The sequence below is a fragment of the Streptomyces sp. NPDC088810 genome, assembly GCF_044750305.1.
GTDB lineage: Bacteria > Actinomycetota > Actinomycetes > Streptomycetales > Streptomycetaceae > Streptomyces.
The window spans coordinates 233,735-259,395 of the sequence record NZ_JBIVJQ010000009.1; the positions used below are offsets into that span (position 1 = coordinate 233,735).

At 73.2% G+C, this 25,661-nt stretch carries 25 protein-coding genes; 5 read left to right on the plus strand and 20 right to left on the minus strand.

Annotation, left to right across the window (positions count from 1 at the left end; genetic code table 11):
- Window positions 1-60: 60 nt before the first annotated feature.
- Window positions 61-540 carry a MarR family winged helix-turn-helix transcriptional regulator gene (locus ACIP4Y_RS27255; RefSeq protein WP_401398227.1) on the minus strand — a complete coding sequence of 160 codons (480 nt, stop codon included), beginning with the start codon at window positions 538-540 and terminating at the stop codon, window positions 61-63.
- Window positions 537-1,142, minus strand: a complete 606-nt coding sequence (locus tag ACIP4Y_RS27260) for a DJ-1/PfpI family protein (protein ID WP_401398229.1) — start codon at window positions 1,140-1,142, stop codon at window positions 537-539. Before ACIP4Y_RS27260 ends, ACIP4Y_RS27255 begins: the two co-directional genes overlap by 4 nt.
- A 192-nt stretch (window positions 1,143-1,334) precedes the next feature.
- On the opposite strand from ACIP4Y_RS27260, the gene ACIP4Y_RS27265 reads away from it, so the two are divergent.
- The 3 genes from ACIP4Y_RS27265 to ACIP4Y_RS27275 all read left to right on the plus strand — a co-directional run bounded on the left by ACIP4Y_RS27265 (window position 1,335) and on the right by ACIP4Y_RS27275 (window position 4,284).
- Complete coding sequence (locus ACIP4Y_RS27265) at window positions 1,335-2,690, plus strand: aspartate aminotransferase family protein (protein ID WP_401398231.1); 1,356 nt, start codon at window positions 1,335-1,337, stop codon at window positions 2,688-2,690.
- Window positions 2,691-2,816: 126 nt separating this feature from the next.
- A complete protein-coding gene (locus tag ACIP4Y_RS27270; RefSeq protein ID WP_358639721.1) occupies window positions 2,817-3,512 on the plus strand; it encodes a GntR family transcriptional regulator in 696 nt (231 codons plus the stop codon).
- Between the two features lie 121 nt (window positions 3,513-3,633).
- Window positions 3,634-4,284 (plus strand): hypothetical protein, encoded by a 651-nt coding sequence (locus ACIP4Y_RS27275; RefSeq protein WP_401398233.1) that lies wholly within the window; start codon window positions 3,634-3,636, stop codon window positions 4,282-4,284.
- A 23-nt stretch (window positions 4,285-4,307) separates the two neighbouring features.
- On the opposite strand, the gene ACIP4Y_RS27280 is transcribed toward ACIP4Y_RS27275, so the two are convergent.
- Together ACIP4Y_RS27280 and ACIP4Y_RS27285 are read right to left on the minus strand one after the other, a co-directional pair.
- Window positions 4,308-4,748: an ester cyclase gene (locus ACIP4Y_RS27280; RefSeq protein ID WP_401398235.1), complete on the minus strand. Its 441-nt coding sequence runs from the start codon at window positions 4,746-4,748 to the stop codon at window positions 4,308-4,310.
- 103 nt (window positions 4,749-4,851) lie between these two features.
- Window positions 4,852-6,135, minus strand: a complete 1,284-nt coding sequence (locus ACIP4Y_RS27285; RefSeq protein ID WP_208033427.1) for an adenylosuccinate synthase — start codon at window positions 6,133-6,135, stop codon at window positions 4,852-4,854.
- 197 nt (window positions 6,136-6,332) lie between these two features.
- Between ACIP4Y_RS27285 and ACIP4Y_RS27290 the strand changes: the two genes are divergently transcribed.
- Both ACIP4Y_RS27290 and ACIP4Y_RS27295 read left to right on the plus strand, forming a co-directional pair.
- Window positions 6,333-7,199 carry a diacylglycerol kinase gene (locus ACIP4Y_RS27290; RefSeq protein ID WP_401398237.1) on the plus strand — a complete coding sequence of 289 codons (867 nt, stop codon included), beginning with the start codon at window positions 6,333-6,335 and terminating at the stop codon, window positions 7,197-7,199.
- Between the two features lie 118 nt (window positions 7,200-7,317).
- Window positions 7,318-8,829, plus strand: coding sequence for an APC family permease (locus tag ACIP4Y_RS27295; protein ID WP_401398239.1), 1,512 nt, complete (start codon window positions 7,318-7,320; stop codon window positions 8,827-8,829).
- Between the two features lie 24 nt (window positions 8,830-8,853).
- Here ACIP4Y_RS27295 and ACIP4Y_RS27300 read toward each other — a convergent pair whose 3' ends face one another.
- The 16 genes from ACIP4Y_RS27300 to ACIP4Y_RS27375 all read right to left on the minus strand — a co-directional run bounded on the left by ACIP4Y_RS27300 (window position 8,854) and on the right by ACIP4Y_RS27375 (window position 25,636).
- Window positions 8,854-10,074, minus strand: a complete 1,221-nt coding sequence (locus ACIP4Y_RS27300) for a cytochrome P450 (protein ID WP_401398240.1) — start codon at window positions 10,072-10,074, stop codon at window positions 8,854-8,856.
- 19 nt (window positions 10,075-10,093) lie between these two features.
- A complete protein-coding gene (locus tag ACIP4Y_RS27305; protein ID WP_401398242.1) occupies window positions 10,094-10,759 on the minus strand; it encodes a response regulator in 666 nt (221 codons plus the stop codon).
- Window positions 10,756-12,108 (minus strand): sensor histidine kinase, encoded by a 1,353-nt coding sequence (locus ACIP4Y_RS27310; protein WP_401398244.1) that lies wholly within the window; start codon window positions 12,106-12,108, stop codon window positions 10,756-10,758. The genes ACIP4Y_RS27305 and ACIP4Y_RS27310 overlap by 4 nt, the downstream gene beginning before the upstream one ends.
- Before the next feature lie 86 nt (window positions 12,109-12,194).
- The gene (locus ACIP4Y_RS27315) at window positions 12,195-12,887 is read right to left on the minus strand and encodes a response regulator (RefSeq protein ID WP_401398246.1); all 693 of its coding nucleotides are present in this window, start codon (window positions 12,885-12,887) and stop codon (window positions 12,195-12,197) included.
- The gene (locus ACIP4Y_RS27320; protein WP_401398248.1) at window positions 12,884-14,272 is read right to left on the minus strand and encodes a sensor histidine kinase; all 1,389 of its coding nucleotides are present in this window, start codon (window positions 14,270-14,272) and stop codon (window positions 12,884-12,886) included. Before ACIP4Y_RS27320 ends, ACIP4Y_RS27315 begins: the two co-directional genes overlap by 4 nt.
- A gap of 9 nt (window positions 14,273-14,281) precedes the next feature.
- The gene (locus ACIP4Y_RS27325; protein WP_401398250.1) at window positions 14,282-15,490 is read right to left on the minus strand and encodes an acyltransferase; all 1,209 of its coding nucleotides are present in this window, start codon (window positions 15,488-15,490) and stop codon (window positions 14,282-14,284) included.
- Entirely contained in the window at window positions 15,483-16,481 is a 999-nt protein-coding gene (locus tag ACIP4Y_RS27330) for an alpha/beta hydrolase (protein ID WP_401398252.1), read from the minus strand. The genes ACIP4Y_RS27325 and ACIP4Y_RS27330 overlap by 8 nt, the downstream gene beginning before the upstream one ends.
- A gap of 279 nt (window positions 16,482-16,760) precedes the next feature.
- On the minus strand, window positions 16,761-17,645 hold the full coding sequence (locus ACIP4Y_RS27335) for an alpha/beta hydrolase (RefSeq protein ID WP_401398254.1): 885 nt from the start codon (window positions 17,643-17,645) through the stop codon (window positions 16,761-16,763).
- A gap of 185 nt (window positions 17,646-17,830) precedes the next feature.
- The gene (kynU, locus tag ACIP4Y_RS27340; protein ID WP_358639699.1) at window positions 17,831-19,015 is read right to left on the minus strand and encodes a kynureninase; all 1,185 of its coding nucleotides are present in this window, start codon (window positions 19,013-19,015) and stop codon (window positions 17,831-17,833) included.
- Window positions 19,008-19,856, minus strand: a complete 849-nt coding sequence (locus ACIP4Y_RS27345; protein WP_401398256.1) for a tryptophan 2,3-dioxygenase family protein — start codon at window positions 19,854-19,856, stop codon at window positions 19,008-19,010. The genes kynU and ACIP4Y_RS27345 overlap by 8 nt, the downstream gene beginning before the upstream one ends.
- Window positions 19,857-20,006: 150 nt before the next feature.
- Window positions 20,007-20,420 carry a DUF3151 domain-containing protein gene (locus ACIP4Y_RS27350; protein ID WP_059250259.1) on the minus strand — a complete coding sequence of 138 codons (414 nt, stop codon included), beginning with the start codon at window positions 20,418-20,420 and terminating at the stop codon, window positions 20,007-20,009.
- A gap of 373 nt (window positions 20,421-20,793) precedes the next feature.
- Window positions 20,794-22,260 (minus strand): MFS transporter, encoded by a 1,467-nt coding sequence (locus tag ACIP4Y_RS27355; RefSeq protein ID WP_401398259.1) that lies wholly within the window; start codon window positions 22,258-22,260, stop codon window positions 20,794-20,796.
- Window positions 22,261-22,322: 62 nt separating this feature from the next.
- Window positions 22,323-23,345: a class II fructose-bisphosphate aldolase gene (fbaA, locus tag ACIP4Y_RS27360; protein ID WP_358639693.1), complete on the minus strand. Its 1,023-nt coding sequence runs from the start codon at window positions 23,343-23,345 to the stop codon at window positions 22,323-22,325.
- Window positions 23,346-23,488: 143 nt separating this feature from the next.
- The gene (gene pyrE / locus ACIP4Y_RS27365) at window positions 23,489-24,037 is read right to left on the minus strand and encodes an orotate phosphoribosyltransferase (RefSeq protein ID WP_358639691.1); all 549 of its coding nucleotides are present in this window, start codon (window positions 24,035-24,037) and stop codon (window positions 23,489-23,491) included.
- 10 nt (window positions 24,038-24,047) lie between these two features.
- Window positions 24,048-24,836 (minus strand): aldose 1-epimerase, encoded by a 789-nt coding sequence (locus tag ACIP4Y_RS27370; RefSeq protein WP_401398262.1) that lies wholly within the window; start codon window positions 24,834-24,836, stop codon window positions 24,048-24,050.
- A gap of 44 nt (window positions 24,837-24,880) precedes the next feature.
- Window positions 24,881-25,636, minus strand: a complete 756-nt coding sequence (locus tag ACIP4Y_RS27375) for an SRPBCC family protein (protein ID WP_401398264.1) — start codon at window positions 25,634-25,636, stop codon at window positions 24,881-24,883.
- Between the last annotated feature and the right edge of the window lie 25 nt (window positions 25,637-25,661).

Genomic DNA, 25,661 nt, shown 5'->3' on the forward strand with positions numbered 1-25,661 from the left:
CCATAGGTCTGCAACGACCGAGAATAGTGCGGCGGTACGACAGCGGGCGCGGAGCTGTGTCTACGGTTCCGTAACAGGCTTGCCCGGTTCGTCCACGGGCCTGCCGAGGTCGTCCAGGACGGCGGACAGCCGTTCCAGCAGGCGGACCGCCTCGGCGAGGTCCCGCTCCCCCATCGCCTCGGCCAGCCGGTCGGCGAAGGCCGCGTGCCCGGGGCCGATCCGCGCCACGGCCGCGCGCCCCTCCCGTGTGGGCGCGAGGAGCTTGGCCCGCCGATGGGCCGGGTTGGGCCGGTACTCGGCGAGTCCCCGCTCCACCAGCAGGTCGGCGACCCGCTGCACGCTCTGCCGGGTGATGCCCATGGCCCGGGCGATCCCGGCCACCGGCAGCGGCTCGCCCAGCACGGCCCCGAGCACCTGCCACCAGGCGGCGGTGAGCCCGGCCGGCCGGGCCAGGTCCTCGGAGACGGACAGGAACTGGCCGTTCAGCCGGAAGACCCCGAGCGCGCTGCGGCCGAGCAGCTCCTGCCGCTCCCGGCTCACGGCGCGGTGGCCCGGTGCAGGACGGCGTACGCCGCCGCGTCGGAGTCGTGGAACAGCCGGTACCAGGCGTCCAGGACCTCCCCCTCGTACACCCCGAGGCGGCGGAAGACCTCGCGGGCGAAGGCGACCGGTTCGGTGGGCCCGGCGGTGATCAGGTCGCCGTCGGTGACCGCGTCGGCGTCGGTGTAGCGGGCGCCGCCCGCGTAGCCGGTGGCCGCCAGGTAGAAGGGGGCGGCGCTGGTGTGGGCGCGGTCGTCGAGCAGCCCTTCGCGGGCGAGTCCGGCGGTGGCCCCGCAGATCGCGGCGACGGGGACGCCCGCGTCGAGGAAGGCGCGGGCGGTGCGGGCGAAGGGGGCGAGGTCGTCCGAGGTGTCCCACAGGTCGGCACCCGGCAGGATCAGCAGGGCGCTGTCCTCGGGGCGCAGTTCGCCGAGCGCGAGGTCCGGCCGGACGCGGAGTCCGCCGATGCTGACGACCGGCTCGCGGGCCGGTCCGACGGTCAGGACCCGGTATCCGGCCCGGGCGAGCCAGGCGGTCGTGTGCCCCGTCTCCCAGTCGGCGAGGGAGTCGTAGACGGCGAGGTGTAAGGGCTTGCGGCTCATGGCGGCCTCCTCGGCCGTTGGATGACAGCACGCTGACACCTGGACAGCATACTGTCAAAAGCGGGTCCCCGCATGCGGCGCCCTACCCGGACCATCCGCGACCGCCCGTCGACAACCTGTCGCGGATTCCCGTCCTCCACGGAACAGGACGCCGATAGGCCTTCCGCATCGCGGACATTTACCCTCACCGGCATGACCCCTCAGCCCAGCCCCGAAGCCGGCGCCGCGGTGAAGGCCGCGGACCGTGCGCACGTCTTCCACTCCTGGTCCGCCCAGGACCTGATCGACCCCCTCGCCGTCGCCGGCGCGGAGGGGTCGCACTTCTGGGACTACGACGGCACGCGGTATCTCGACTTCACCAGCGGACTCGTCTTCACCAACATCGGCTACCAGCACCCCAAGGTCGTCGCCGCGATCCAGGAGCAGGCCGCGAAGCTGACCACCTTCGCGCCCGCGTTCGCCGTCGAGGCCCGCTCGGAGGCGGCCCGGCTGATCGCCGAGCGGACCCCCGGCGACCTGGACAAGATCTTCTTCACCAACGGCGGAGCGGACGCCGTCGAGCACGCGGTGCGCATGGCCCGGCTGCACACGGGCCGCCCGAAGGTGCTCTCGGCGTACCGCTCGTACCACGGCGGCACCCAGCAGGCCGTCAACATCACCGGCGACCCGCGCCGCTGGGCCTCCGACAGCGCCGCCGCCGGTGTCGTCCACTTCTGGGCGCCGTTCCTCTACCGCTCCCGCTTCTACGCCGAGACCGAGGAGCAGGAGTGCGCCCGGGCGCTGGAGCACCTGGAGACGACGATCGCCTTCGAGGGCCCCGGGACGATCGCCGCGATCATCCTGGAGACCATCCCGGGCACTGCGGGGATCATGGTCCCGCCGCCCGGCTACCTGGCCGGCGTGCGCGAGCTGTGCGACAAGTACGGCATCGTCTTCATCCTGGACGAGGTCATGGCCGGCTTCGGCCGCACCGGCGAGTGGTTCGCGGCCGACCTGTTCGGTGTCACCCCCGACCTGATGACCTTCGCCAAGGGCGTGAACTCGGGTTATGTCCCGCTCGGCGGTGTGGCCATCTCGCAGAAGATCGCGGAGACCTTCGGCAAGCGCCCCTACCCCGGTGGGCTCACCTACTCCGGGCACCCGCTGGCCTGCGCCGCCGCCGTCGCCACGATCAACGTGATGGCGGAGGAGGGCGTGGTCGAGAACGCCAAGCTGCTCGGCGAGACCGTCGTCGGCCCCGGCCTCGCCGCACTGGCCGAACGCCACCCCAGCGTCGGCGAGGTGCGCGGCGTCGGCATGTTCTGGGCGCTGGAGCTGGTGCGGAACCGGGAGACCCGCGAGCCGCTGGTGCCGTACAACGCGGCCGGCGAGGCGAACGCCCCCATGGCCGCGTTCACCGCAGCCGCCAAGCGGAACGGCCTGTGGCCCTTCGTGAACATGAACCGCACCCACGTGGTCCCGCCGTGCAACGCCTCCGAGGCCGAGCTGAAGGCGGGCCTGGCCGCGCTCGACGCCGCGCTGAGCGCCGCCGACGAACACACCGTGTGACCGAACCACGGCTGCCGCCGGGCCGGTCCGAACGCGTAAGGTGACGTGCTCGTAAGCAAGAGGGACGCGCGAAATCGCGCGTCCGTACGAGTACCGCACCCGGACGTGTGAGGAGAGGTTCGGACCATGCCCGGCAACGGCGCCGTGACGCGCAGCACCCTGCGCCAGCAGATCGCGGACGCGCTCCGTGACGAGGTGCTGGCCGGGCGGCTGCGCCCGGGCCGGGCGTTCACGGTCAAGGAGATAGCCGACCAGTACGGCGTCTCCGCCACCCCCGTCCGCGAAGCGCTGGTCGACCTGTCCGCTCAGGGCATCCTGGAGGCCGACCAGCACCGCGGCTTCCGGGTGCCCGAGTACTCGCTCACCGACTACCGGAACATGATCGAGGCCCGCAGCCTGGTCACCGACGGCATGTTCCAGGCCCTCACCACCGGCCACCCCGCCTTCCGCACCCCGCCCGAGGACCCGCGCACGGCCGCGGCACTGGCCACCGTGCGCCGCCGCGGCGAGGAGGCCCAGCGCGCCGCGACCGCCGGCGACGTCACCGTCCTCATCGGCTACGACCTGCGGTTCTGGCGCGAGCTGAGCGCCCTGTTCGGCAATCCCTACCTCGGCGACTTCCTGCACCGCCTGCGCGTGCAGTCCTGGGTGTGCGCGGTGCAGCACCTGCTCCGCCTGCCCGACCTGCGCGGCCGGCTCTGGGCCGGGCACCCCGAACTGGTCGACGCGCTGGCCCGGCGCGAGGCCGAGGCCGCGCACGCGATCGTCGCCGCCGCCAACGCCCATTCACTGGCGCTGCTGGAACACCTGACCAACGGGTAAGTGACCGATACGGTCCCTCCGAGCCGTCCGAGGGGAGCCGCCCCGGGGCCGTACCGACTACCCTTCCCTGACCACCTGCTGCCGTGCGTGATCACGCGCCTGCCGATGCGAGGAGCCCTCTTTGGCCTGTGACCTGTGGCTGGTACCGCTCGTGGACGTGTTGTGCCACACCCCGGACAACCCCTTCGCCGAGGAACTCGCGCAGTACAACAAGGCACTGGCCGAGGCCGGTCTGCCGCCGGTGCCGGTGTACCAGTACATGCCGGGCCTGTCCGGCGACGTCGCCCCGGTCGCCGGTTTCGACTACGACGCCCTGCACTTCCTGCGCCGGGCGTACCTGCTCCAGGTCTGCGGGCTGCCGGTGACGCCCGTGGACGAACTGGGCGGCGACTACGAGCAGTTGCTGGAGATGTTCGAGTCGACGGCCCAGCAGTCGCACCTGGTCTGGCACTACGACCACGCGGGCGCCTACGTCCCCGTGGACTTCCCGCACCCGCTGTCCAACGACGAACTCCTCGCGGGGGGCGGCCCCCTGGGTTCCGCCCAGACGCTGCTGCGCGAACTGCAGTACGTCGCCCCGTCCATCGGCATCGACCCGGCCAACCCCCCGGCGCCGCCCGCCGCACCGACGGCCCCCACGGAGCTGGAGGAACCGGCCGTCCCGGCTCCGTACGACCCCAGCCCCTTCGCCCGCGAACGCCACGTCTGGCTGGGCCTGCACGCGGCGGCGACCCGCTCCCTGGCCCAGGGATCGATGATCGTGTTCAGCTGAGCACCGCGCGGAGCGGCGGCGGCTCAGTCCGTCTGCGGCCAGGCCCAGCCGAGCTGCAGGAACAGGCCCAGCCGGTCGCTCACCGCGCGGATCTCGGTGATCTTGCCGTCGGCCAGGGTGAAGATCCAGATCGCCTCGACCTCGAAGGAGCGGCCGGTCGGATCGGGCATCCGTGGGTGGGCCGCGCTGTGGACGCCCCGCTGGGTCACGCGGGCCACCACCCGGTCGCCCTCGCCGATCAGTTCGTCCACCTGGACGGTGAGCGGGGCGAGCGCCTCCGCCTGCTGCCGCAGCCCCTCGAACGCGGCCCCCGGCTCGTCCGCCTCGCCATGGATGATCTTGTTGTGGTCCACGACGTCGGCCGCCATGAAGCGGGGCAGATCCGCCAGCCGGTTCTCGCTGACCGCTTCGAAGAAGCCCTGGACTACCTTCTTGCTGCCGTCCACGCCGTCCGTTCCGTTCATTGCTCCCCCTGCACGAACCGATCTTGTGCGGGGCACTGTAAACGACAGCGCCCGCCGCTCACGCCCCGGGGGGACGGAACGGCGAGCGCTGCCGCGACGCGGTTTACAGGAACGAGTTGATCTCGATCGTCTCGTCGCGGCCCGGGCCCACGCCGATCGCGGAGATCGGGGCGCCGGACATCTCCTCCAGCGCCTTGACGTAGTTCTGGGCGTTCTTCGGCAGGTCGGAGAAGGACTTCGCCTTGGTGATGTCCTCCGACCAGCCGGGCAGGGTCTCGTAGACCGGCTTGGCGTGGTGGAAGTCGGTCTGGGAGTACGGCAGCTCCTCGACCCGCTTGCCGTCGATCTCGTAGGCCACGCAGACCGGGATCTGCTCCCAGCCGGTGAGGACGTCCAGCTTGGTGAGGAAGAAGTCGGTCAGGCCGTTGACGCGGGTCGCGTAGCGGGCGATGACCGCGTCGAACCAGCCGCAGCGGCGGTCACGGCCGGTCGTGACGCCCCGCTCGCCGCCGATGCGGCGCAGCGCCTCGCCGTCCTCGTCGAACAGCTCGGTCGGGAACGGACCCGCGCCGACCCGGGTCGTGTAGGCCTTGAGGATGCCGATGACCCGGCTGATCTTCGTGGGGCCCACACCGGCGCCGGTGCAGGCACCGCCCGCGGTCGGGTTGCTGGACGTCACGAACGGGTACGTGCCGTGGTCGATGTCCAGCAGGGTGCCCTGGCCGCCCTCGAAGAGCACGACCTTGTCGTCCTCCAGGGCCTGGTTCAGGACCAGCACCGTGTCGGCGACGTACGGCTTGATCTGCTCGGCGTAGCCCAGCAGCTCCTCGACCACCTGCTCGGCGGCGATGGCGCGCCGGTTGTAGAGCTTGGTCAGAATCTGGTTCTTGACGTCGAGAGCGGCCTCCACCTTCTGCTGGAGGATCGACTCGTCGTAGAGGTCCTGGACCCGGATGCCCACGCGGTTGATCTTGTCCGCGTAGGTCGGGCCGATGCCGCGGCCGGTCGTGCCGATCTTGCGCTTGCCGAGGAAGCGTTCCGTCACCTTGTCGACGGTCACGTTGTACGGCGTGATGATGTGCGCGTTACCACTGATCAGGAGCTTGGACGTGTCGACGCCACGCTCGTTCAGACCGCTCAGCTCGGAGAGCAGGACCGACGGGTCGACGACGACGCCGTTGCCGATGACCGGGACACAAGAAGGCGAGAGGATCCCGGAAGGGAGAAGGTGGAGGGCGTACTTCTGGTCACCCACGACTACCGTGTGGCCGGCGTTGTTGCCGCCCTGGTAGCGCACCACATAGTCGACGGAACCACCGAGCAGGTCCGTCGCCTTTCCCTTGCCTTCGTCACCCCACTGAGCACCGAGCAGCACAAGTGCGGGCACGCGCGTACACCCCTTCCGGGCGGGGCATGTCCAAGGTCGGGGGCGTGGGCGTAAGGTTCACCGCCGCGCACCACCGCGACCGTCGTCGGTCGCACAACCGTCGGACCGGATGCCCCGGAATAGACGAAGCCCCTGGCGCAATAGCGCAAGGGGCTCTTGCACAAAGATGCTACCCGAGGAAGCGAGGCAGGACCGAGGTGGCGACTTTCGCGACGTCCGATCAGCTGCTGGTGATCATCGATCCGGCCGCACGGCAGACGGACGGAGAGTCCGTACGCATCGCGAAAGACGTGCTCAGCGCGGGTGCGGCGACCAAGGTGTGTCTCCCGGAGGGGCCGGAGGAGTTCGCCCGGGCACTGGGCCGAAGGGGGTCCCGGCGGCCGGTCCTGATCGGCGACGACCGGGCATTGGTGCGGGCCGTGACGCTGCTGCACCGGCAGCGGGAGCTGGCCGGATGCGCGCTGGCGCTGGTGCCCGTGGGTTACACCGCGCTCGCCGAGTCGCTCGGGGTGCCCGGCGGGGCGGTGGCGGCGGCGCGGGCGGTCCTGGACGGCGCCGAGCGGCGGCTGGACCTGCTGGTCGACGACAGCGACGGGGTGGTGCTGGGCGCGCTGGGCATCCCGCCGGCGCCGGTCCGGGAGCCGGCGGCCGCGGTGCCGGTCCCCTCGGGCCGGCCCTGGTACCGCTCCCTGGCCCGCACCCTGGGCGCCCGCCCCGCCCGGCTGCCCGCCGCCCCTTCCCCCGGTGTGACCCGGCTGCGGGTGGAGGTGGACGGGGAGCCGGTGGTGGACCTGGACCAGCCGGTGGAGGCGGTGTCGGTGACCCCGGGCCCCGGCGGGGTGGCCTCGGTGGAGGTACGGCCCCTGTCGGTGGGCGCGTCGGCGACCCCGCTGCTGGCCTCCGGCCGCACGGTGACGGTCACGGGCGCGGACTTCCGCTACCGGGCCGACGCGACGGTCTCCGGGCCGGTACGGCGGCGGACCTGGCGGGTGATGGAGGAGGCCTGGGCGCTCACCCTGCCCGCCGGCCAGGACTCCCGGCCGGCCCCCGAGGACCCGCCCTGACGGCCCCTAAAGGTCTGGTGACACATATTTAACCGTGCCGACCCCTTCCCGAGTCACTGTCCCGTCCACCATCCTGCTCCATCAGGACCCACCGACAGGACAGGGAAGGGGCCACCCGATGGCTGTGGACGAGGGTGTCGCGCCGGTGACGGGCGCGGGCGGCGGCGAAGCGGTTCACCGACTGAAACCCAACGCCGTGGGGCTGCTCGGGGTGGTGTTCATGGCCGTCGCCACCGCCGCGCCGATCACCGCGATGACCGGCAACGTGCCCTTCATGGTGTCGTCCGGCAACGGCGTCGGGGCGCCCGCGAGTTATCTCGTGGCAATGGTCGTCCTGGCAATCTTTTCCGTCGGTTTCACCTCGATGGCGAAGCACATCACGTCGACCGGCGCCTTCTACGGCTTCATCTCCTACGGCCTGGGACGGACCGTCGGGCTGGCCTCCGGGCTGCTCGCCACCTTCGCCTACGTGGTATTCGAACCCGCGCTGATCGGGATCTTCTCCACCTTCGCCACCACCACACTGACGGACCAGACCGGGCTGCACGTGCCATGGTGGGCCTTCGCCGTGCTGATGCTCGCCGTCAACGCCACCGGCACCTGGTTCGGAGTGAGCGTCGCCGAAAAACTGCTGGTGGTGCTGCTGGCGACCGAGGTGACCGTGCTGGCGGCCATGGCGGTGTCCGTCGCCCTGCACGGCGGCGGACCGCACGGGTTCACCTTCGCGCCGGTCGACCCCGTCAACGCCTTCAAGGGCACGTCGGCCGGGCTCGGGCTCTTCTTCGCCTTCTGGTCCTGGGTCGGCTTCGAGTCGACGGCGATGTACGGCGAGGAGTCCCGCGACCCCAAGAAGATCATCCCCAAGGCCACGATGATCAGCGTGCTCGGCGTCGGGGTCTTCTACGTCCTCGTCTCCTGGATGGCCATCACCGGCAACGGCGAGGCCGAGGCCGTACGGGCCGCCTCCTCCGCCAACCCGCTCACCCTGTTCTTCGCCCCCACCGAGCGCTACGTCGGCCACTGGGCGGTCGACGTCATGCAGTGGCTGATGATCACCGGCTCGCTGGCCTGCGGCATGGCCTTCCACAACTGCGCCGCCCGCTACCTGTACGCCCTGGGCCGGGAGGGCGTCCTGCCCTCGCTGCGCGACACCATCGGCCGCACCCACGCCCGGCACGGCTCCCCGCACCTCGCCGGTCTGGTGCAGACCGCCGTCAGCGCGGTGCTGATCGGCGCGTTCTGGGCCGCGGGCAAGGACCCGTACACCGGCACCTACGTCCTGCTCGCCATCCTCGGCACCATGGCGATCCTCGTCGTCCAGGCCGTGTGCTCCTTCGCGGTGCTGGTCTACTTCCGCTCCCGCCACCCCGAGAGCCGGCACTGGTTCCGCACCTTCACCGCACCCCTGCTGGGCGGGGTCGCGATGCTCGCGGTCGTCGTACTGCTGGTGTCCAACATGGGCGTGGCGGCCGGGCCGGAGTCCGGCTCACTGGTGCTGAAGGCGACCCCGTGGCTGGTGGCCCTGGTCGCGGCGCTGGGCCTGGGCTACGCCCGGTACCTCAAGCACCGGGCCCCCGAGCGGTACGCGCTGCTCGGGCGGACGGTGCTGGAGGAGACCAGGGAGCGGTGAGCGGGGCCGGGGGACCGGGGCTGCTCAGCGCACCTCGACGGTCAGCCCCCGCAGGCCCCGGATCACGAAGTTCGGCTTCCGCTCCGGCTCGGCCGCCAGGGTCAGGGCCGGGGCCTGCCGGAGCAGGGCCGTCATGGAGGCGGCCAGTTCCATACGGGCCAGGGGCGCGCCGATGCAGTAGTGGATGCCCGCGCTGAAGGAGATGTGCGGGTTGTCGCCGCGGGTGAGGTCCAGGCGGCCGGGGTCGCTGAAGACCGCCGGGTCGTGGTTGGCGGAGCCGAAGAGCAGGGCGACCTCCGCGCCCCGCGGGATCGTCGTGCCGTCGATCTCGATGTCGTCCAGGACCCAGCGTTCGAAGAGCTGGAGCGGGGTGTCGTAGCGCATCAGCTCCTCGATCGCGGACGGGACCAGGGAGTGGTCGGCGCGCAGGGCGGCCAGCTGGGCCGGGTTGCGGAAGAGCGCCCACCAGCCGTTCACCGTGGCGTTGACCGTGGCCTCGTGGCCCGCGTTGAGCAGCAGGACGGCCGTGGAGATCATCTCCTGCTCGGTGAGGCGGTCACCCTCGTCGTGGGCCGCGATCAGGCCGGAGATCAGGTCCTCGCCGGGGTCCTTGCGGCGGGCCGCGATCAGCTCCCGCAGGTAGTCCGAGAACTCCACCGACGCCCGGACCGCCTTCGCCGCCGTCTCCCCCGACGGGTTCAGCTCGTACATCCCGCAGATGTCCGCCGACCACGGCCGCAGGAGCGCCCGGTCCGCCTCGGGGACGCCGAGCATCTCGGCGATCACCGCGACGGGCAGCGGTTCGGCCACGTCCGCCAGCAGGTCGCCGCCGCCGTCCCGGACCAGGCCGGCCACCAGCTCGCCGGCCAGCCCGTCGACGTACGGCTTCAGCCGCTCCACCGTGCGCGGGGTGAACGCCTTGGACACCAGGCGCCGGATCCGGGTGTGGTCCGGCGGCTCCAGGTCGAGCATCCCGTGGTCGTTGAGGGTGTGGAAGGGCTCGTGCTCCGGCGGGGGCGGGGTCCGGCCGAACTCCTCGTGGGTGAACCGGTGCCGGTAGGCGCGGCCGAGCCGGCGGTCCCGCAGCAGCGCCGAGACGTCCGCGTGGTGCGGGACCAGCCACTGGTCGGTCGGTTCGTACCGGATCACCCGGCCGCGGGCCCGCAGTTCGGCGTAGGCCGGGTACGGGTCGGCGACGAACGCCGGGTTCCAGGGGTCGAAGGCGAGGTCCGCAGCAGCTGCCATGGACGGACGCTAGCCCGGCTCACCCCGGTGTGACCAGCCTCGCCTCGTAGGCGAACACCGCCGCCTGGGTGCGGTCGCGCAGGCCCAGCTTCACCAGGATGCGGCTCACATGGGTCTTGATCGTCGACTCCGCCACCACCAGGCGCCCGGCGATCTCCGCGTTCGACAGACCCTGCGCGATCAGGACCAGCACCTCCGTCTCGCGTTCCGTCAGTTCCCCGTACGCCGCCTGGGCCGCCGGCATGAGGCGGGGCGTGTCCGCCAGCCGGGAGAACTCCGTGATCAGCCGTTTGGTGACCGAGGGGGCCAGGAGCGCCTCACCGGCCGCCACCACCCGCACCCCGTCGGCCAGCTGGCGCGCCGAGGCGTCCTTGAGCAGGAAGCCGGAGGCCCCCGCCCGCAGCGCCTGGTACACGTACTCGTCCAGGTCGAACGTGGTCAGCACCAGCACCTTCGCCGTCTCGTCGGCGGCGACGATCTCCCGGGTCGCCTCGATGCCGTTCAGCTCCGGCATGCGGATGTCCATCAGGACGACGTCCGGGGACAGTTCGCGGACCCGCTCGACCGCCTCCCGGCCGTTGACCGCCTCGCCGACGACCTCGATGCCCGGCATCGCGTTCAGCAGCACCGAGAAACCCTCGCGGACCATCATCTGGTCGTCCGCGATCAGTACGCGGATCGTCATGCCTCGCCCTCGATCGCAGGGACCGCCGCCGGCACCGGCAGGAACACCGTCACCTCATAGCCGCCCTCGGCCGTGGGGGCCGCCGTCATCTCGCCGTTCAGCATCGAGACGCGCTCGCGCATGCCCGTGATCCCGTGCCCGGCTCCGGGAGAGGGCTTCACCAGGTGCGGGGCGGGCGGCGGGCCGTTGACTATGCGCAGGCCCAGGCCGCCCAGGACATAGCCGATCTCGACCCGGGCGGTGGCACCCGGGGCGTGGCGCAGGGTGTTGCTCAGCGCCTCCTGCACGATCCGGTACGCCGACAGCTCCACGCCCTGCGGCAGTTCGCGCACCGCGCCGGTCACCGCCTTGTCCACCGCCAGGCCGGCCTCGCGCACATTGGCCAGCAGGCCGTCCAGGTCGGCCAGGGTGGGCTGCGGGGCGTCCGGCGCCTCGTAGTCCTCCGCGCGGACCACGCCGAGGACCCGGCGCAGCTCGGTCAGGGCCGCCACCGCGTTCTCCCGGATGGTGGTGAACGCCTTCTCCAGCTCCGGCGGCGGGTTCTCCACCCGGTAGGGCGCGGCCTCCGCCTGGATGGCGACCACCGACATGTGGTGGGCGACCACGTCGTGCAGTTCACGGGCGATCGTGGTGCGCTCCTCCAGCAGGGTGCGCCGCGAACGCTCGTGCTCGGTCACCGTCTGCTGGGCGGTCACCTCCTGCTCGGCCTGCCGGCGTATGTGCCGGACCGTGACGACCAGCAGGAGCAGCGCGGACAGGACCAGCATGGGCGCGGTGTCGGTCTCGTAGTGCCCGTAGCCGAAGGCGGCCTCCGCCCAGAAGCCGTACAGCGCGGTCAGCAGCCACATCCAGGCCGCCGTGCGCGGGCGGGTGCGGATCGCGACGATCGTGAGCACCAGCAGATGGGAGACGAGGCTGCCCGGCAGCCAGGGCCAGCTGCCCCAGCTGCTGCCGAGGACGGCGGTGGCCGCCGTCGCCGCGAACGACAGCCAGAACGCGCCGACCGGACGCACCAGGGTCAGCAGCACCGGGACCAGGGCGAGCAGCCCGCACAGCACCGTCCCGCCGCCGGCGTCCGAGCCCGCCACGCCCGCGAGCATCGCCACGACGGCGCCGGCCACCACCACGGCGTGCGGGGTCCAGGCCGCGTAGCCCTTCATCCGCTCGGAGAGATGGCGGGTCAGGGGGCCGTCCACCGCCATGCGGGGCAGCGGCCGGTAGGCGAAGGCGTGGTGGAACAGGTCCTGGCGCAGCCCGCGCAGGGCGTCCGCGGCCAGCCGGAACTCGGGGCTGCGGGGCCGGCCGGCCGGGCCCGGCGGTGTCGTCTGCGTGTGCGTCGTCTCGGTCACGGTGAGAACGGTAGGCGCACGCGGGGACCGCGGTCGTCCCCTTGGAGGGGGGCCTCGGGGATCCCTCTCAGGTACTACGGGCCCGGTCAGCGGCCGCCGGGCCGGACCACGCCCGACTCGTAGGCGAACACCGCCGCCTGGGTGCGGTCGCGCAGACCCAGCTTGACCAGGATGCGGCCCACGTGGGTCTTCACGGTCTGCTCGGCCACGACCAGCCGCTCGGCGATCTCCGCGTTCGACAGGCCCTGGGCGATCAGCGCCAGCACCTCCGTCTCCCGCTCGGTGAGGTCGCCGACGCGCCGCTTGAGCGGGCCGCGGCCGCCGCCGCTGCCGTTGCCGTCCAGACGGGAGAACTCGGCGAGGAGCCGGCGGGTGATGCCGGGGGCCAGGAGGGCGTCACCCGCGGCCACCACCCGCACCGCCTCGGCCAGCTTGTCCGCGGAGGCGTCCTTGAGCAGGAAGCCGGAGGCCCCCGCCCGCAGCGCGTCGTACACGTACTCGTCCAGGTCGAAGGTGGTCAGCACCAGCACCCTGACGGCGGGGTGGTCCTCGGTGATCCGGCGGGTCGCCTCGATGCCGCCCAGTTCCGGCATCCGGACGTCCATCAGCACCACGTCCGGTGCCAGTTCGGCGGTCCGGGCGATCGCGTCCCGGCCGTGCACCGCCTGCCCGACCACCTCGATGTCGGGCTGGGTGTCGAGCAGCACGGTGAAGCCCTGCCGCACCATCTCCTGGTCGTCGGCGATGAGGACCCGGATGCTGCCGGTACCGCTCGTCATGGGCTCTGGTCTCCTGTCGGGGGCTGGTCGGGCGGGGTCGGGGCGCTGTCCCCGGGGAGGAAGGCCGTGACGCTGAAGCCGCCGCCCGAGGTGCTCTGCGCGTGGACGTGGCCGCCGAGCATCGCCGCCCGCTCCCGCATACCGAGCAGCCCGTGCCCGGCGCCCGGGGAGGGCGGGACGGGGTGCCGCGGCGGGGAGTTGGTCACCATCAGCTGCAGACCGTTCGGCAGGTGCCCGACCTCGACGTCGACCCGGGACCCCGGCGCGTGCCGCAGGGCGTTGCTGAGCGCCTCCTGCACGATGCGGTAGGCCGACAGCTCCACCCCCGGAGCGTACGGCCGGACCTCGCCGACGACGTTCGCGGTCACGTCCAGCCCGGCCGCGCGGGTGTTCTCGATCAGCGCGTCGAGCCGGTCCAGCGTGGGCTGCGGGGCGTCCGGGGCCGCTCCGGTGCCGGGGCCGCCCAGGCCGTAGGGGTCCTCGGGGTTCTCGGAACGCAGCACGCCCAGCACCCGGCGCAGCTCGGTGAGCGCCTCCAGGGCGTTGCCGCGGATGCCGGCGAGGTTCTCCAGCAGTTCCTCGGAGGGGTCCTTCACCAGGTGGGGGGCCACCTGGGCCTGGATCGAGATCACCGACATGTGGTGGGCGACCACGTCGTGCAGTTCGCGGGCGATCCGGCTGCGCTCCTCCAGCAGGGTGCGGCGGGCCCGCTCCTCGGCGGTGATCGTCGTCTGCTGGACCAGTTCGCTCCGGGCCTGCTGGCGGCTGCGCAGGATGCCGCCGATGGAGACGGCGACGCCGAACAGGCCGACGGCGACCGTGGCGGTGCCGGAGTAGTGCCCGGTCGCCAGGCCGGCTCGCAGGACGTAGGTCACCAGGGTGGTCACGGCGAGCACGGTCACCGTGCCGCCCAGCCGCACGCGCACTGCGACGAGCAGCAGGACGGCCGTGTGGGCCAGCAGCGTGGGCGTCGACCAGGGCCAGTTGGGCCCGGACGACGTGACGGACTCCAGATGGGGACGGGCCAGCAGGGCGGTGAGGGTGGCGGCGGTCAGGGACACCGCCCAGGCGGGCACGGGACGCCGGACGGCCAGGACGATGGCGGCGGCCTGGAGGGACGTGGTGAGCAGGGCGACGGGGTAGGCGAGGTCGTACGACTCGGAGACGTCGACGCCGCCGGCGAGGGCGATGGCCAGGGCCGCCCAGGTCAGGAGGAGGTAGGTGAGGAGGCGGACCCAGCGGTACCGGGAGAAGGGCGGCGAGTGGCGGGCGGGGGCCTCGCCCAGCCAGACGCGCAGGCGCCGGCGGAAGCGGACGGTGTCGCCGGACAGGAGCTGCGGGCCCTCGGCGGGGGCGCGGCTGGGGCTCGGGTCCGGGGGCGTCACGGGGCAACCTTAGGCATGGTGGGGCGACTTGGTCGGCGGGAGGTGGCGGTGGACCACCCGGGACGGGCGGTTGCGGGGGCGGCGCGGGCCCTGTTCGTGGTGCCGGAAGGCCGCCCGGCACACGGTCAGCGCCAACAGGAACAGGGGCAGCCAGGCGAGGCGGTACGCCACCCAGGCCGGGGAGTCGGGCGCGGTGTGCAGGCCGGGCAGGCGGCCGGCCAGGAGGCCCGTGGCCGTCACGGCCATCATGGCCGTCTGGTGCCAGAGGAATATCGTCATCGCCGACAGGTTGACCAGCGCCACCGCCGCCCACGCGAGCGGGCGGGCCAGCGTACGGCGCAGCCGGTCGCGCAGCAGCAGCGCCAGGCCGCACTGGGCCAGGCCGAACGTGACGGCCGCCAGGGTCGGGGGGTTCAGGTTGGAGACCGCGCCGCCGGGGACGCCGACCATGGACGCCGGGTAGCCCGCGCACCCGACGAGGGCCGCGGTGGCCGCCGTACCGCCGAGGAGCAGGGCCCACGCCGAGCGCCGGCTGTGCAGCTCGCCCCGGGCCCAGGCCGCGCCCAGGGTGTAGGGGACCAGCCAGCCGGCGGCCAGGTTCACCCAGCCGAGCCAGGACGGGCCGAGGTGCAGGCCGAAGCGGAGCAGGTCCACGTGCAGGACCACGGCGAGCGGCCAGAGCGGGTTGAGGCGGGCGACGAGCGGGGTGGCGGCCGTCAGCGCGGCGAAGACCAGCAGGAACCACAGGGGGGACAGCGCCAGCTTCAGCAGGGTGTGGAGGGTGGCCAGGGAGGTGCCGGTGAGCAGCAGGGTGGTGGCCGTCACCGTCCACAGGACGAGGAGGGCGGCGACGGGGCGGAGCAGACGGGCCAGGCGGGCCCGCAGCCAGTCGGCGTAGGAGTCGCCTCTCGCCCGGGCCGAGGCCAGGCCGCGGGTCGCCACCTGCCCGCCGACCAGGAAGAACACGGCCAGGGTCTGGAACAGCCAGGAGACCGGGGCCAGCCGGGGCATGTGCTGCAGCGGACTCGCCGTGTGCAGCGCGCCGTCCTGCGCGACCAGGGCGGTGACCAGCCAGTGGCCGAGGACGACACCGAGGATCGCTACGGCGCGCAGGGCGTCGACCGCACGGTCGCGGGAGGCGGGGGTGGCGGCGTCCACGCGGTGGGCGGCCCGGCGGATCGCGTGGAGGGTGCGGGGGCTCGGGGTCGGCTCAGCCACGGGTTACCTCCGAGGGGGTGTCGAGGGTGATCCGGGCGAGGTTGGCGAGGGAGGCCGAGCCCGGGGTGAAGTAGCCGCTGTGGTCGGCGCCGGCCGCGTCGAAGAGCCGGGCGCCGAAGGCGGGGGAGACGGGGTCGGTGCCGAAGCCGACGGTGGTGCCGAAGAGGTCCGCACGGAGGTGCGGGACGTCCGCCACCCAGTCGCCGGCGCCGCGGGCCGCCCAGATCCGGGCGCGGGTGTGCAGGGCGGCGACGGAGTCCGCGGTGGTACCGGGGCTGCCGACCAGGGCGATGTCGTCCGCGTCCAGGCCGGGGGCGGCCCGGCCGCAGACCACCGAGCCGTAGGAGTGGCAGAGGACGGAGACGTGCGCGCCGACGGGGGTCAGGGTGCGCAGCCGGCGGACGAAGTCCCGCAGGTGGGGGGCGGCCTCGCCGGCGCGGGTGGCGGTGGCCACGGTGGTGCTGACCGTGGCCGGGGTCTCGTAGCCGAGCCAGGCGACGACGGCGACCCGGGGGTTGCGGCGGGTGAGTTCCGTGTACAGGGACGCGGCGGCTCGGTGGAAGCGGGCGTAGGTGTCCAGGGAGGTGTCCGAGCCGGGGACCAGGACGGCGATGTGCCGTGCGTGCGTGAGGTCGCCGAGGACCTCGGTGGCCTGGCCCTCTCCCCGGCCGTCGAAGGTGAGGAGCCGGCGGGACGGGGAGGCGAGGGCGCGGTCCGCCGCGGCGCGGTGGGGGTCGCCGTGGGCGGCGGCCATGCGGGCGGCCTCGACGGCGTTCTCCCGGTTCGCCTCGTAGGCGGCGCGCAGGGTGGAGGGGGTGAGGGGGGTGGTGAGGGGTGCTGGGGGCGGGGCGGGGACTCCGGGGCGGGCCGCGCCGGCGAGGGGGATGACTATGGCGGCGGTGAGGAGAGCGGCCAGGAGGGCGCGGAGGGGGCGCGGGCGCGGAGGGGGTACGGCGTCGCGTGACCGTGCGGCACGCCCGGAACCCGCCACCGGGCCACGCCGGGCCGTGCCCCGCCGAAGTGCCGCCGGACCGAGCGAAGCCGAGCCGGCCCGAGGCGGAAAGGACGCCGGGACGGGGCGGGTCGGGCTGGGATGGGGGTGCCCCATGGGTGGCTTCCTTTCCGGGGGCCCGGGTGGTGGGCCTGGGTGGGAAGGAAGTTACGGAGTGGGGACGGTCGTCGGCGTCCCGCCAGGGAGCTGTCCCGGGGAGTAGCTCTCAGGTATTACGGGTAGCACCGGGGGCGTCCCGGAGGGGCTGAACCCGGTGGCCTACCAGGCCAGTTGGGCGATCTCCTCCGCCACCACCGCACACGCGTCGGCCGCCGGGTCGATCAGCGGGAAGTGGCCCACGTCCTCCAGCAGCGTCAGCCCGGCCACCTCCCCCGCCTTCGCCGCCGCCTCCGCGTACGACTCGGCCACCTGCTGCGGTACCACCAGGTCGCTCCGGCCCTGGACCAGGGTCGTGGCGATGCCCGTCGGCAGCAGCAGCACCGGGTCCGCGTACGGCCGGCGCAGGGCGAAACCGTCCTGCCCGCCGAGGAGTTGCAGGGACGCGTGCCCGCAGACGTCCAGCTTCTCCGCCACCTCGAAGTCCGCGATCGGCGCGAGCGCGACGACCCCGCGCAGCGGCGCCGGGCCGTCCGTGCGCCAGGCGGCGTCCGCGGGGAGGACATGGCGGGCCGCCGCCCACAGCGCCAGATGGCCGCCCGCCGAGTGCCCGGTCAGGACCGTACGACGGGGGTCCGCCTGCGGCAGCGCCTCGCGGACCAGCGCGGGCAGGGCGTCCAGGGCCGCCGCGATGTCGTCGAAGGTGTCGGGCCAGCGACCGGCCGGCGGTGTGCCGTCAGCCGCCGCGTCCTCGGCACCTCCCCGTCGGTACTCCACGTTCGCCACCGCGAAGCCCCTGCGGGCCAGGTAGTCCGCGAAGGGCGTGATGTGGCGGCGGTCGTAGCGGGCGCGCCAGGCGCCGCCGTGCAGGACCACCACCAGCGGGGCGAGCGAGGTCGCGTCCCGGCCGGGGCGGGGAGCGTAGAAGTCGATCACCTGGTCGGGGTGGTCACCGTACGCGGCCGTGACGTCGGGATCGACCGGGGAGTGCGAGAAGGCCGACTCCTCTTCGGCGGCGGCGCGGGCTGCTGCGGCGTCGTCCGGCATGCTCCAACCTCTCAGCGACAGAACACGTTTGGCGGACCAGGTGGCAGATCGGCCGTTGGCCGGGACGGTATCAGGACGGTGACGTGCGCGGATACGGGGATGTCACGCACGGTGAGGCTGGAACGGTTCCGGAGCGGATGCCGGGGCCCCGCGCCGGGCGGCGCGGGGCCCCGGCACCACCGGTGCTAGGCCAGCTCCTCCCCCAGCACCCGGGCCGCCCGCTCCACGTCCCGGAAGCCCACGTACAGCGGCGTGAAGCCGAAGCGGAGGACGTCCGGATGGCGGAAGTCGCCCACCACGCCCCGGGCGATCAGGCGTTTCATCACCTCGCCCGCGTCCGGGCAGCGCAGGGCGATCTGGCTGCCCCGCTCCGCGTGCCGCTCAGGGGTCACGCACTCCACCCGGCCGGGCTCGGTGTACTCGGCCACGCACCGCAGGAAGAAGTCCGTCAGCGCCAGGGACTTGGCGCGGACGGCGGCGACGGAGACCCCGTCCCAGACGTCGAGGGCGGCCTCGAGCGCCAGCAGGGACAGGATGTCCGGTGTGCCGACCCGGCCGCGCGGCGCGCCCGCCGCCGGGGTGTAGGACGGGCTCATGCCGAAGGGCTCGGCGTGCGAGTTCCAGCCGGGCAGCGGCGAGTCGAAGCGGTCCTGCAACCCCTTGCGGACGTACAGGTACGCCGGTGAACCCGGGCCCCCGTTCAGGTACTTGTAGGTGCAGCCGACCGCGAGGTCGACGCCGTGCTCGTCCAGGCCGACCGGCAGTGCGCCCGCGCTGTGGCACAGGTCCCAGACCGCGAGGGCGCCGGCGGCGTGGACCGCGGCGGTGAGCGCCGGGAGGTCGTGCAGCCGGCCGGTGCGGTAGTCGACGTGGTTGAGCAGCACCGCGGCCGTGCGGTCGCCCAGCGCCCCCGGCACCTCGGCCGGGGTCACCGGGCGCAGCGTACGGCCGGTCAGCCGGGCCGCCGACTCGGCGATGTAACCGTCGGTGGGGAAGGTCGTCGCGTCCACCAGGAGTTCGTCCCGGCCGGCGTCCGCCATGCGGATCGCGGCGACCACCGCCTTGAAGACGTTGACGCTGGTCGAGTCGCCGACGACGATCTGGCCGGGCGCCGCGCCGACCAGCGGGGCGATCCGGTCGCCGATCCGCTCGGGCGCCGTCCACCAGCCGCTCTCCTCCCAGGAGCGGATGCGCAGTTCGCCCCACTGGCGGCGGACGACGTCCGCGACCCGGTCGGGGACGTGCGCGGGCAGGGCGCCGAGGGAGTTGCCATCCAGGTAGACCACGTCGTCGAGGACGAAGCGGTCGCGCAGAGCCGCCAGTTCGTCGGCCTGGTCCAGCTCCTTCGCGAGCAGGGGCAGCTCAGACATGGGACCTCGCCGTCCACAGCTCGGGGAAGACGTTCTTCCGGGCGCGCTTCTCCAGCCAGGCCACGCCGGCGGAGCCGCCGGTGCCGGCCTTGGCGCCCATCGCGCGCCGGGTGGCGACCAGGTGGTCGTTGCGCCAGCGCCAGACCAGTTCGGCGACGTCGGTCAGCGCCTCGCCGAGCCGGGCCAGCTCGTCGCTCTCGTCGCCCGCGTAGACGGCGGTCCAGGCGGCCTCGACGGCCTCCGAGGGCTCGTACCGCTCGGAGACGTCCCGGTGCAGCACGGAGTCGGGGACGGCGTGGCCGCGGCGCGCGAGGAGCCGTACCACCTCGTCGTACAGGCTCGGCTCGTGCAGGGCCTTCTCCAGTTCCGCGTGGACGCGGGGGGCGCCGCGGTGCGGTACGAGCATGGAGGCGGACTTCTCGCCGAGCAGGAACTCCAGGCGCCGGTACATCGCCGACTGGAAGCCGGAGCCCTCGCCGAGCGCGCTGCGGTAGGAGTTGAACTGGGCCGGGGTCAGCTGGCCGAGCGGCTTCCAGGAGGCGTTCAGGGCCTCCAGTTCCCGCACGGAGCGCTTCAGCGCGGCGATCGCGGTGGGCACGTCGTCCGAGCGGAGCGCCTGGGCGGCGGTCTCCCACTCGTGCACGATGACGGTGAACCACAGCTCCATGACCTGGGTGGTCACCAGGAAGACCATCTCTCCGGGGTCGTCGGAGAGGGTGTGCTGGAGGTGGGTGAGGACGTCTGCCCTGACGTAGTCCTCGTACGGCGTCGTCCCCGCGAAATCCAGGTTCGGGGTCTCGGGCTCAGCGGCCTCGTAAGGGGGGTGAGCCTGTTGGGACATCGCTGTCTCCTGTTGTTACTCCGGGTAGCGGTCCGCCCCTGCCGATGCCGGCACGGGGGCCCCGGTCCCCACCCCGCATCCTCCGCAATGCCCCCGGCTACGGCAAGGCCCGCCTGCTGCCAGACGGGCCACACCGGTGTCCCGCCGCCGTCAGCCCAGGGTCTGGGCCGCCGTCGGCGAGGAGTCCTTCAGGAACTGCGTGCAGCGCTCGTACTCGTCCTGCTCGCCGATCGCCTGCGCGGCGCGGGCGAGGGCGTGCAGGGCGCGCAGGAAGCCGCGGTTCGGCTCGTGCTCCCAGGGGACGGGGCCGTGGCCCTTCCAGCCGCTGCGGCGCAGGGCGTCCAGGCCGCGGTGGTAGCCCGTACGGGCGTAGGCGTACGACTCCACGACCGAGCCCCGCTCGAACGCCTCGTCGGCCAGCTGGGCCCAGGCGAGCGAGGAGGTCGGGTGCTGGGCGGCGACGTCCGCGGGCGCGGTGCCGTCCGCCAGGGCCTGGCGGGGCTCCGGGTCGTCGGGGAGATGGGTGGGGGGCGGACCGCCAAGAAGGTTCTCGTGAATCGTCATGGGTTCAGTTTGGCGTACGGGGCGCTGCGCGGCTTGACCGGTGGGGCCGCCTGCCCACGCCGACGGCACCGCAGCTCCCCAGGGACGCGGGCAACTGCGCGACCGGCGGCAGCCGGGGCTCGGGGCCGCTCGCCCACGCCGACCGCACCGCAGCTCCCCAGGGACGCGGGGAACTGCGCGACCGGCCACGACGCACCCCACAGGCCAGCACGGCCCCCACGCCCACAGCGCAGCCGACCGACGGCAGCCAGGGCTCGGGGCCGCTCGCCCACGCCGACCGCACCGCAGCTCCCCAGGGGCGCGGGGAACTGCGCGACCCGCCACGACGCACCCCACAGGCCAGCACGGCCCCCACGCCCCCACGGTGCATCCGTCACGCCCCCCGGCTACCCCCGGCCCCCGCCTCCAGCGGCGGAGCCGTCACGCTGCCGTGGGTGCGGCATTCCGGGCGGCGGCAGCCGGGGCCCGGGCGGCGGACCAGGGCGAACGCCACGGCCGAGCCCAGCACCAGCACCCCCGCGCACATCGGCATCGCCCGGTCGAACGCCGCGTCGAAGGCGGCCGGGGAGCGGTACGCCTCCGGGCCCATCCCGGCGAGCAGCGGGAGCGCCGCCACCGCCACCAGGCCCGCCGCCCGCGCCGCCGCGTTGTTGATGCCGCTGGCCAGCCCCGCCCGGGTGGCGTCGACGGAGGCGAGGACCGTGGCGGTCAGCGGGGCCACCAGGGTGACCATGCCGGCGCCCATGACCAGCAGGGCCGGGAGCACGTCGGTGAGATAGTCCGCGTCCTTCCCCACCCGCAGCATCAGCAGCATCGCCGCCGCGCAGAGCAGGGGGCCCACCGTCAGCGGCAGGCGGGGACCCGTGCGGTCGGCGAGGGCGCCGGAGCGCGAGGAGAACAGGAGCATCAGGGCCGTGGTGGGCAGCAGGGCCGTACCGGCGGCCAGCGGCGAGTAGCCGGCCACCACCTGGAGCTGGAGGGCGGTGAGGAAGAAGAAGCCGCCGAAGGCCGCGTACACGCACAGGGTGACGAGATTGACCGCCGTGAACTGGCGGGACGCGAAGATGTCCGGCGGGAGCATCGGGTCCGGGCGGTGCCGCTCGACCCGGACGAAGGCGACGGCGGCCGCCAGGCCCGCCACCGCGGTCACCGCCACCGCAGCCGAGCCGCCCCGGGCCTCGATGAGCGCGTACGTCAGGAGGGCGAGGGCCAGGGCGCCCAGGGCCGCGCCGAGGACGTCGAAGCGGCCGTGGGCGCGCTGGTCGGCGGATTCCGGCACGTGCCGGAGGGCGACCGGCACGCACAGCAGCGCCAGCGGCACGTTGAGCAGGAACACCCAGCGCCAGCCGGGGCCGGCCACCAGCCAGCCGCCGAGGAAGGGGCCGACGGCGGCGCCGATGCCGCCGAAGCCGGACCACAGGCCGACCGCGCGGCTGCGGTCGTCGGGGTCGAAGGACGCCTGGATCAGCGCGAGGGAGCCGGGGGTGAGGAGGGCGCCGCCGATGCCCTGCAACGCGCGCGCGGCGATCAGTACGGCGGGGCTCGGCGCGAGACCGCACAGCAGGGAGGCGGCGGCGAACCACACCACGCCCAGCGCGAAGATCTTCCGCCGGCCGTAGCGGTCGCCGAGCGAGCCGCCCAGCAGGATCAGGCCGGCCAGCGTGACCATGTACGCGTTGACCGTCCACTGCAGGGCGGCGAGGTCGGCGTCGAGGTCGTGGCCGATGCGCGGCAGTGCGACGTTGACGACGGTGGAGTCGAGCATCGCCATGCTGGAGCCCAGGACCGTGGTGAGCAGGATCCACTTGCCCTGGGGCGAGGCCAGCCGGACGTCGGGCATGCCCCCAGGTATACAGCGGGCCCGGCGGCATGGACAGCCGCCGGGCCCGCCTCGAGCACCGCTTACTTGATCTTGTTGCCCGCCGAGCGCAGGTTCTGCGTGGCCTGGACGACACGCGCGGCCATGCTCGCCTCGGCCAGCTTGCCCCAGGTGCGCGGGTCGTAGGCCTTCTTGTTGCCGACCTCGCCGTCGACCTTCAGGACGCCGTCGTAGTTCTGGAACATGTGGCCGGCGACCGGACGGGTGAAGGCGTACTGGGTGTCCGTGTCGATGTTCATCTTCACGACGCCGTTCTCCAGCGCGGTGAGGATCTCCTGCTCGGTGGAGCCGGAGCCGCCGTGGAAGACGAAGTCGAACGGGGCGGCCTTGCCGAACCTGGCGGCGACGCCGTCGTTCAGCTCCTTCAGCAGCTCCGGGCGGAGGACGACGTTGCCCGGCTTGTACACGCCGTGCACGTTGCCGAAGGAGGCGGCCAGCAGGTAGCGGCCCTTCTCGCCCAGGCCCAGGGCCTCGGCGGTGCGGATCGCGTCGTCGACGGTGGTGTACAGCTCGTCGTTGATCTCGTGGGTGACGCCGTCCTCCTCGCCGCCGGTGGGGGTGATCTCCACCTCGAGGATGATCTGGGCGGCGCGGGCCTGCTCCAGCAGCTCCTGCGCGATCTCCAGGTTGTCGGCGAGGGTCTCGGCCGAGCCGTCCCACATGTGGGACTGGAACAGCGGGGTGAGACCGGCGTCGACGCGCTTCTTGGAGAGCGCCAGCAGCGGACGCACGTACCCGTCGAGCTTGTCCTTCGGGCAGTGGTCGGTGTGCAGCGCGATGTTGACCGGGTACTTCTCGGCGATGATGTGCGCGTACTCGGCGAGCGCGACCGCGCCGGTGACCATGTCCTTGCTGTACTGACCGCCGAGGAACTCGGCACCGCCGGTCGAGATCTGGACGATGCCGTCGCTCTCCGCCTCCGCGAAGCCGCGCAGCGCCGCGTTCAGGGTCTGCGAGGAGGTCACGTTGATGGCCGGGTAGGCGAACTTGCCTGCCTTCGCCCGGTCGAGCATCTCGTTGTAGACCTCGGGGGTTGCGATGGGCATCTGTCCGCTCCTTGTGTTGCGGGTTGGGTTCTGCGTTACGGCCCTGACCTAGACCTGGGGTTGCGACGTCATCGTCGGCCCCATCTTTCCAGACGAGGGGCGCGACGCGGCGCCCCCGGTCAAGTGCAGGTCACACCGCGTCGTCAGTCCAGACCCAGTTCATCCTTCGAGAAGGCGAACACGTACGGCACACCGGCCTGCTCGGCGATCGCCTCGGCCGCGCCGGTGGCCCGGTCCACGATCGTGGCGACGGCGACGACCTCCGCGCCGGCCTCGCGCAGCGCCTCCACGGCGGTCAGCACGGAGCCGCCGGTGGTGGAGGTGTCCTCGACGGCCAGCACCCGGCGGCCCTTGACCTCGGCGCCCTCGATACGGCGCTGCAGACCGTGCGCCTTGCCCTGCTTGCGGACCACGAAGGCGTCCAGCGTCTTGCCGCGCGCGGCGGAGGCGTGCAGCATCGCGGTGGCCACCGGGTCGGCGCCCAGGGTGAGTCCGCCGACGGCCTCGTAGTCCAGGTCGGCGGTCAGGTCCAGCATGACCTGACCGACCAGCGGCGCTGCCTCGCCGTCGAGCGTGATGCGGCGGAGGTCGATGTAGTAGTCGGCTTCCTTGCCCGACGACAGAGTCACCTTGCCGTGCACCACGGCCTTGTCCTTGATCTGCTGCAGCAGCGCGCCGCGTACATCCGTCATGCCGACCAGCTTAGAGGCGCCGCCAGCTCCAGGTGGTCGTGGCCTCCAGCGGGTCCAGCGGGGTGACCAGGCGCGGAAGGGTGTTCAGCCCGTTCGGCGGACCGGTCTGCGGCTCGACGCAGACGGCCTCGGCCTGCTCGTCGTAGATCACCACCCACTCCTCGCGGCTGGTCACCTTCAGCTCCAGCTGCTCCGGCCAGGTGAGGGTGACGTCGACGCCGCCGGGCATGCCGAAGCAGTCGTCCCAGGGGCCCGGCCGCGGGTCGATGCGGTTGCCGGTGGGCAGGTGGTCGGCGCCGCGCTCCTCCTGCCAGGCGGGCTTGAAGTCCAGCTGCACGTCCCGGCCGCCCAGGTTGCGGTGGAACCAGGGGTGCCAGCCCAGCTGGGCCGGGAAGGAGTCGTCGTACGTCTCCACGGACATCGTCAGCGTCAGGCTGTCCTCGGCGAGCGCGACGACCTGGGTGACGCGGCCGGGGTGCGGCCAGGGGTCGGTCAGCTCGTGCGTGATCACCGCCTCGTCCACCGTGACGCGCGCGGTGCGCCAGGCGCCGTCGCGTGCGGTGCCGTGCATGGCGTGCGGCGGGGCGTTCAGCGGCATCTGGCGGACGGTCCCGCCGTCCAGGAAACGGCCCTCCCGGGTCCGGCCGCACCAGGGCACCATCGGGAAGCAGCCGTAGCGCTCGCCCTGCCGCAGCAGCTCCACGCCGCCGATCCGGAGTCCGCCGATTCGGCCGCCGTTGCCGGGCCGCACGGTCACTTCCGCGTCGCCCGCGGTCAGCGTGATGTCTTCGTTACTCACGGAACCGACCCTACTGGGGCGATCAAGGGGGCGTGCGGGAAGCGTCAGCGGCGTTTGCGCAGGACGCGGGTGACCACGATCGCCGAGGCGAGGGCCAGCGCCGCGGCGGGGGCGGCCCAGCGCACGGCCGGGCTGCCGGTGACGGTCTGGGGGGCCGGTACGGGGGCGTAGCGGCCGCGGGGCGGGGCGTGGTCGACCTCCTCGGCGCTGCGGCCGATCATCGTGCGGCGCGCGTGCGCGGCCTCGGCGGGCGGTTCGCCCGTGTCGGCGAAGTCGCCGGAGAACCGGTCGGGGTGCAGGACGCGGGCGGGTTTGCCGGTGGCCCCCGCCACCTCCTCGTCCGTGTCCTCGGCTTCGGCGGCCGGCTTCGACGGCTCGTCGTCGTCCGCCGCCAGGGTTTCCAGGAAGCGGGTCAGCAGCCTGGTCGCCGCCACGCTCACCGTCTCCGCCGGCAGTTCCGTGATCCGGCCGGACACGTCCGCGGTGCCCTCGGCCGTGACCGTGCAGCCGCCTTCGGTGTCCGTGAGGGTCAGGGTCAGGGCGAGCTTGACCGCGCCGGTGCCGCGGGACTCGGTGGCGTCGCCGTCCACGGCGTACGTGCCGTCCTCCCGGGGGGTGATGCGGGCGCTGCCCCGGTAGGTGACGGAGTGTCCGCCGACACGGAGTTTCAGCCGGCCGGTGAGCGGTTCGGCACCGGCCTCCTGTTGCAGGCCGGGGACGGCCCGGGCCACGTGGGCCTTGTCGGCCAGCGCGGTGCGGAGCCGCTCTGCGGGGACCGGGACGAAGACCTGGTGCTCCATGGTCGGGGAGCCTACCCAGTTGTGG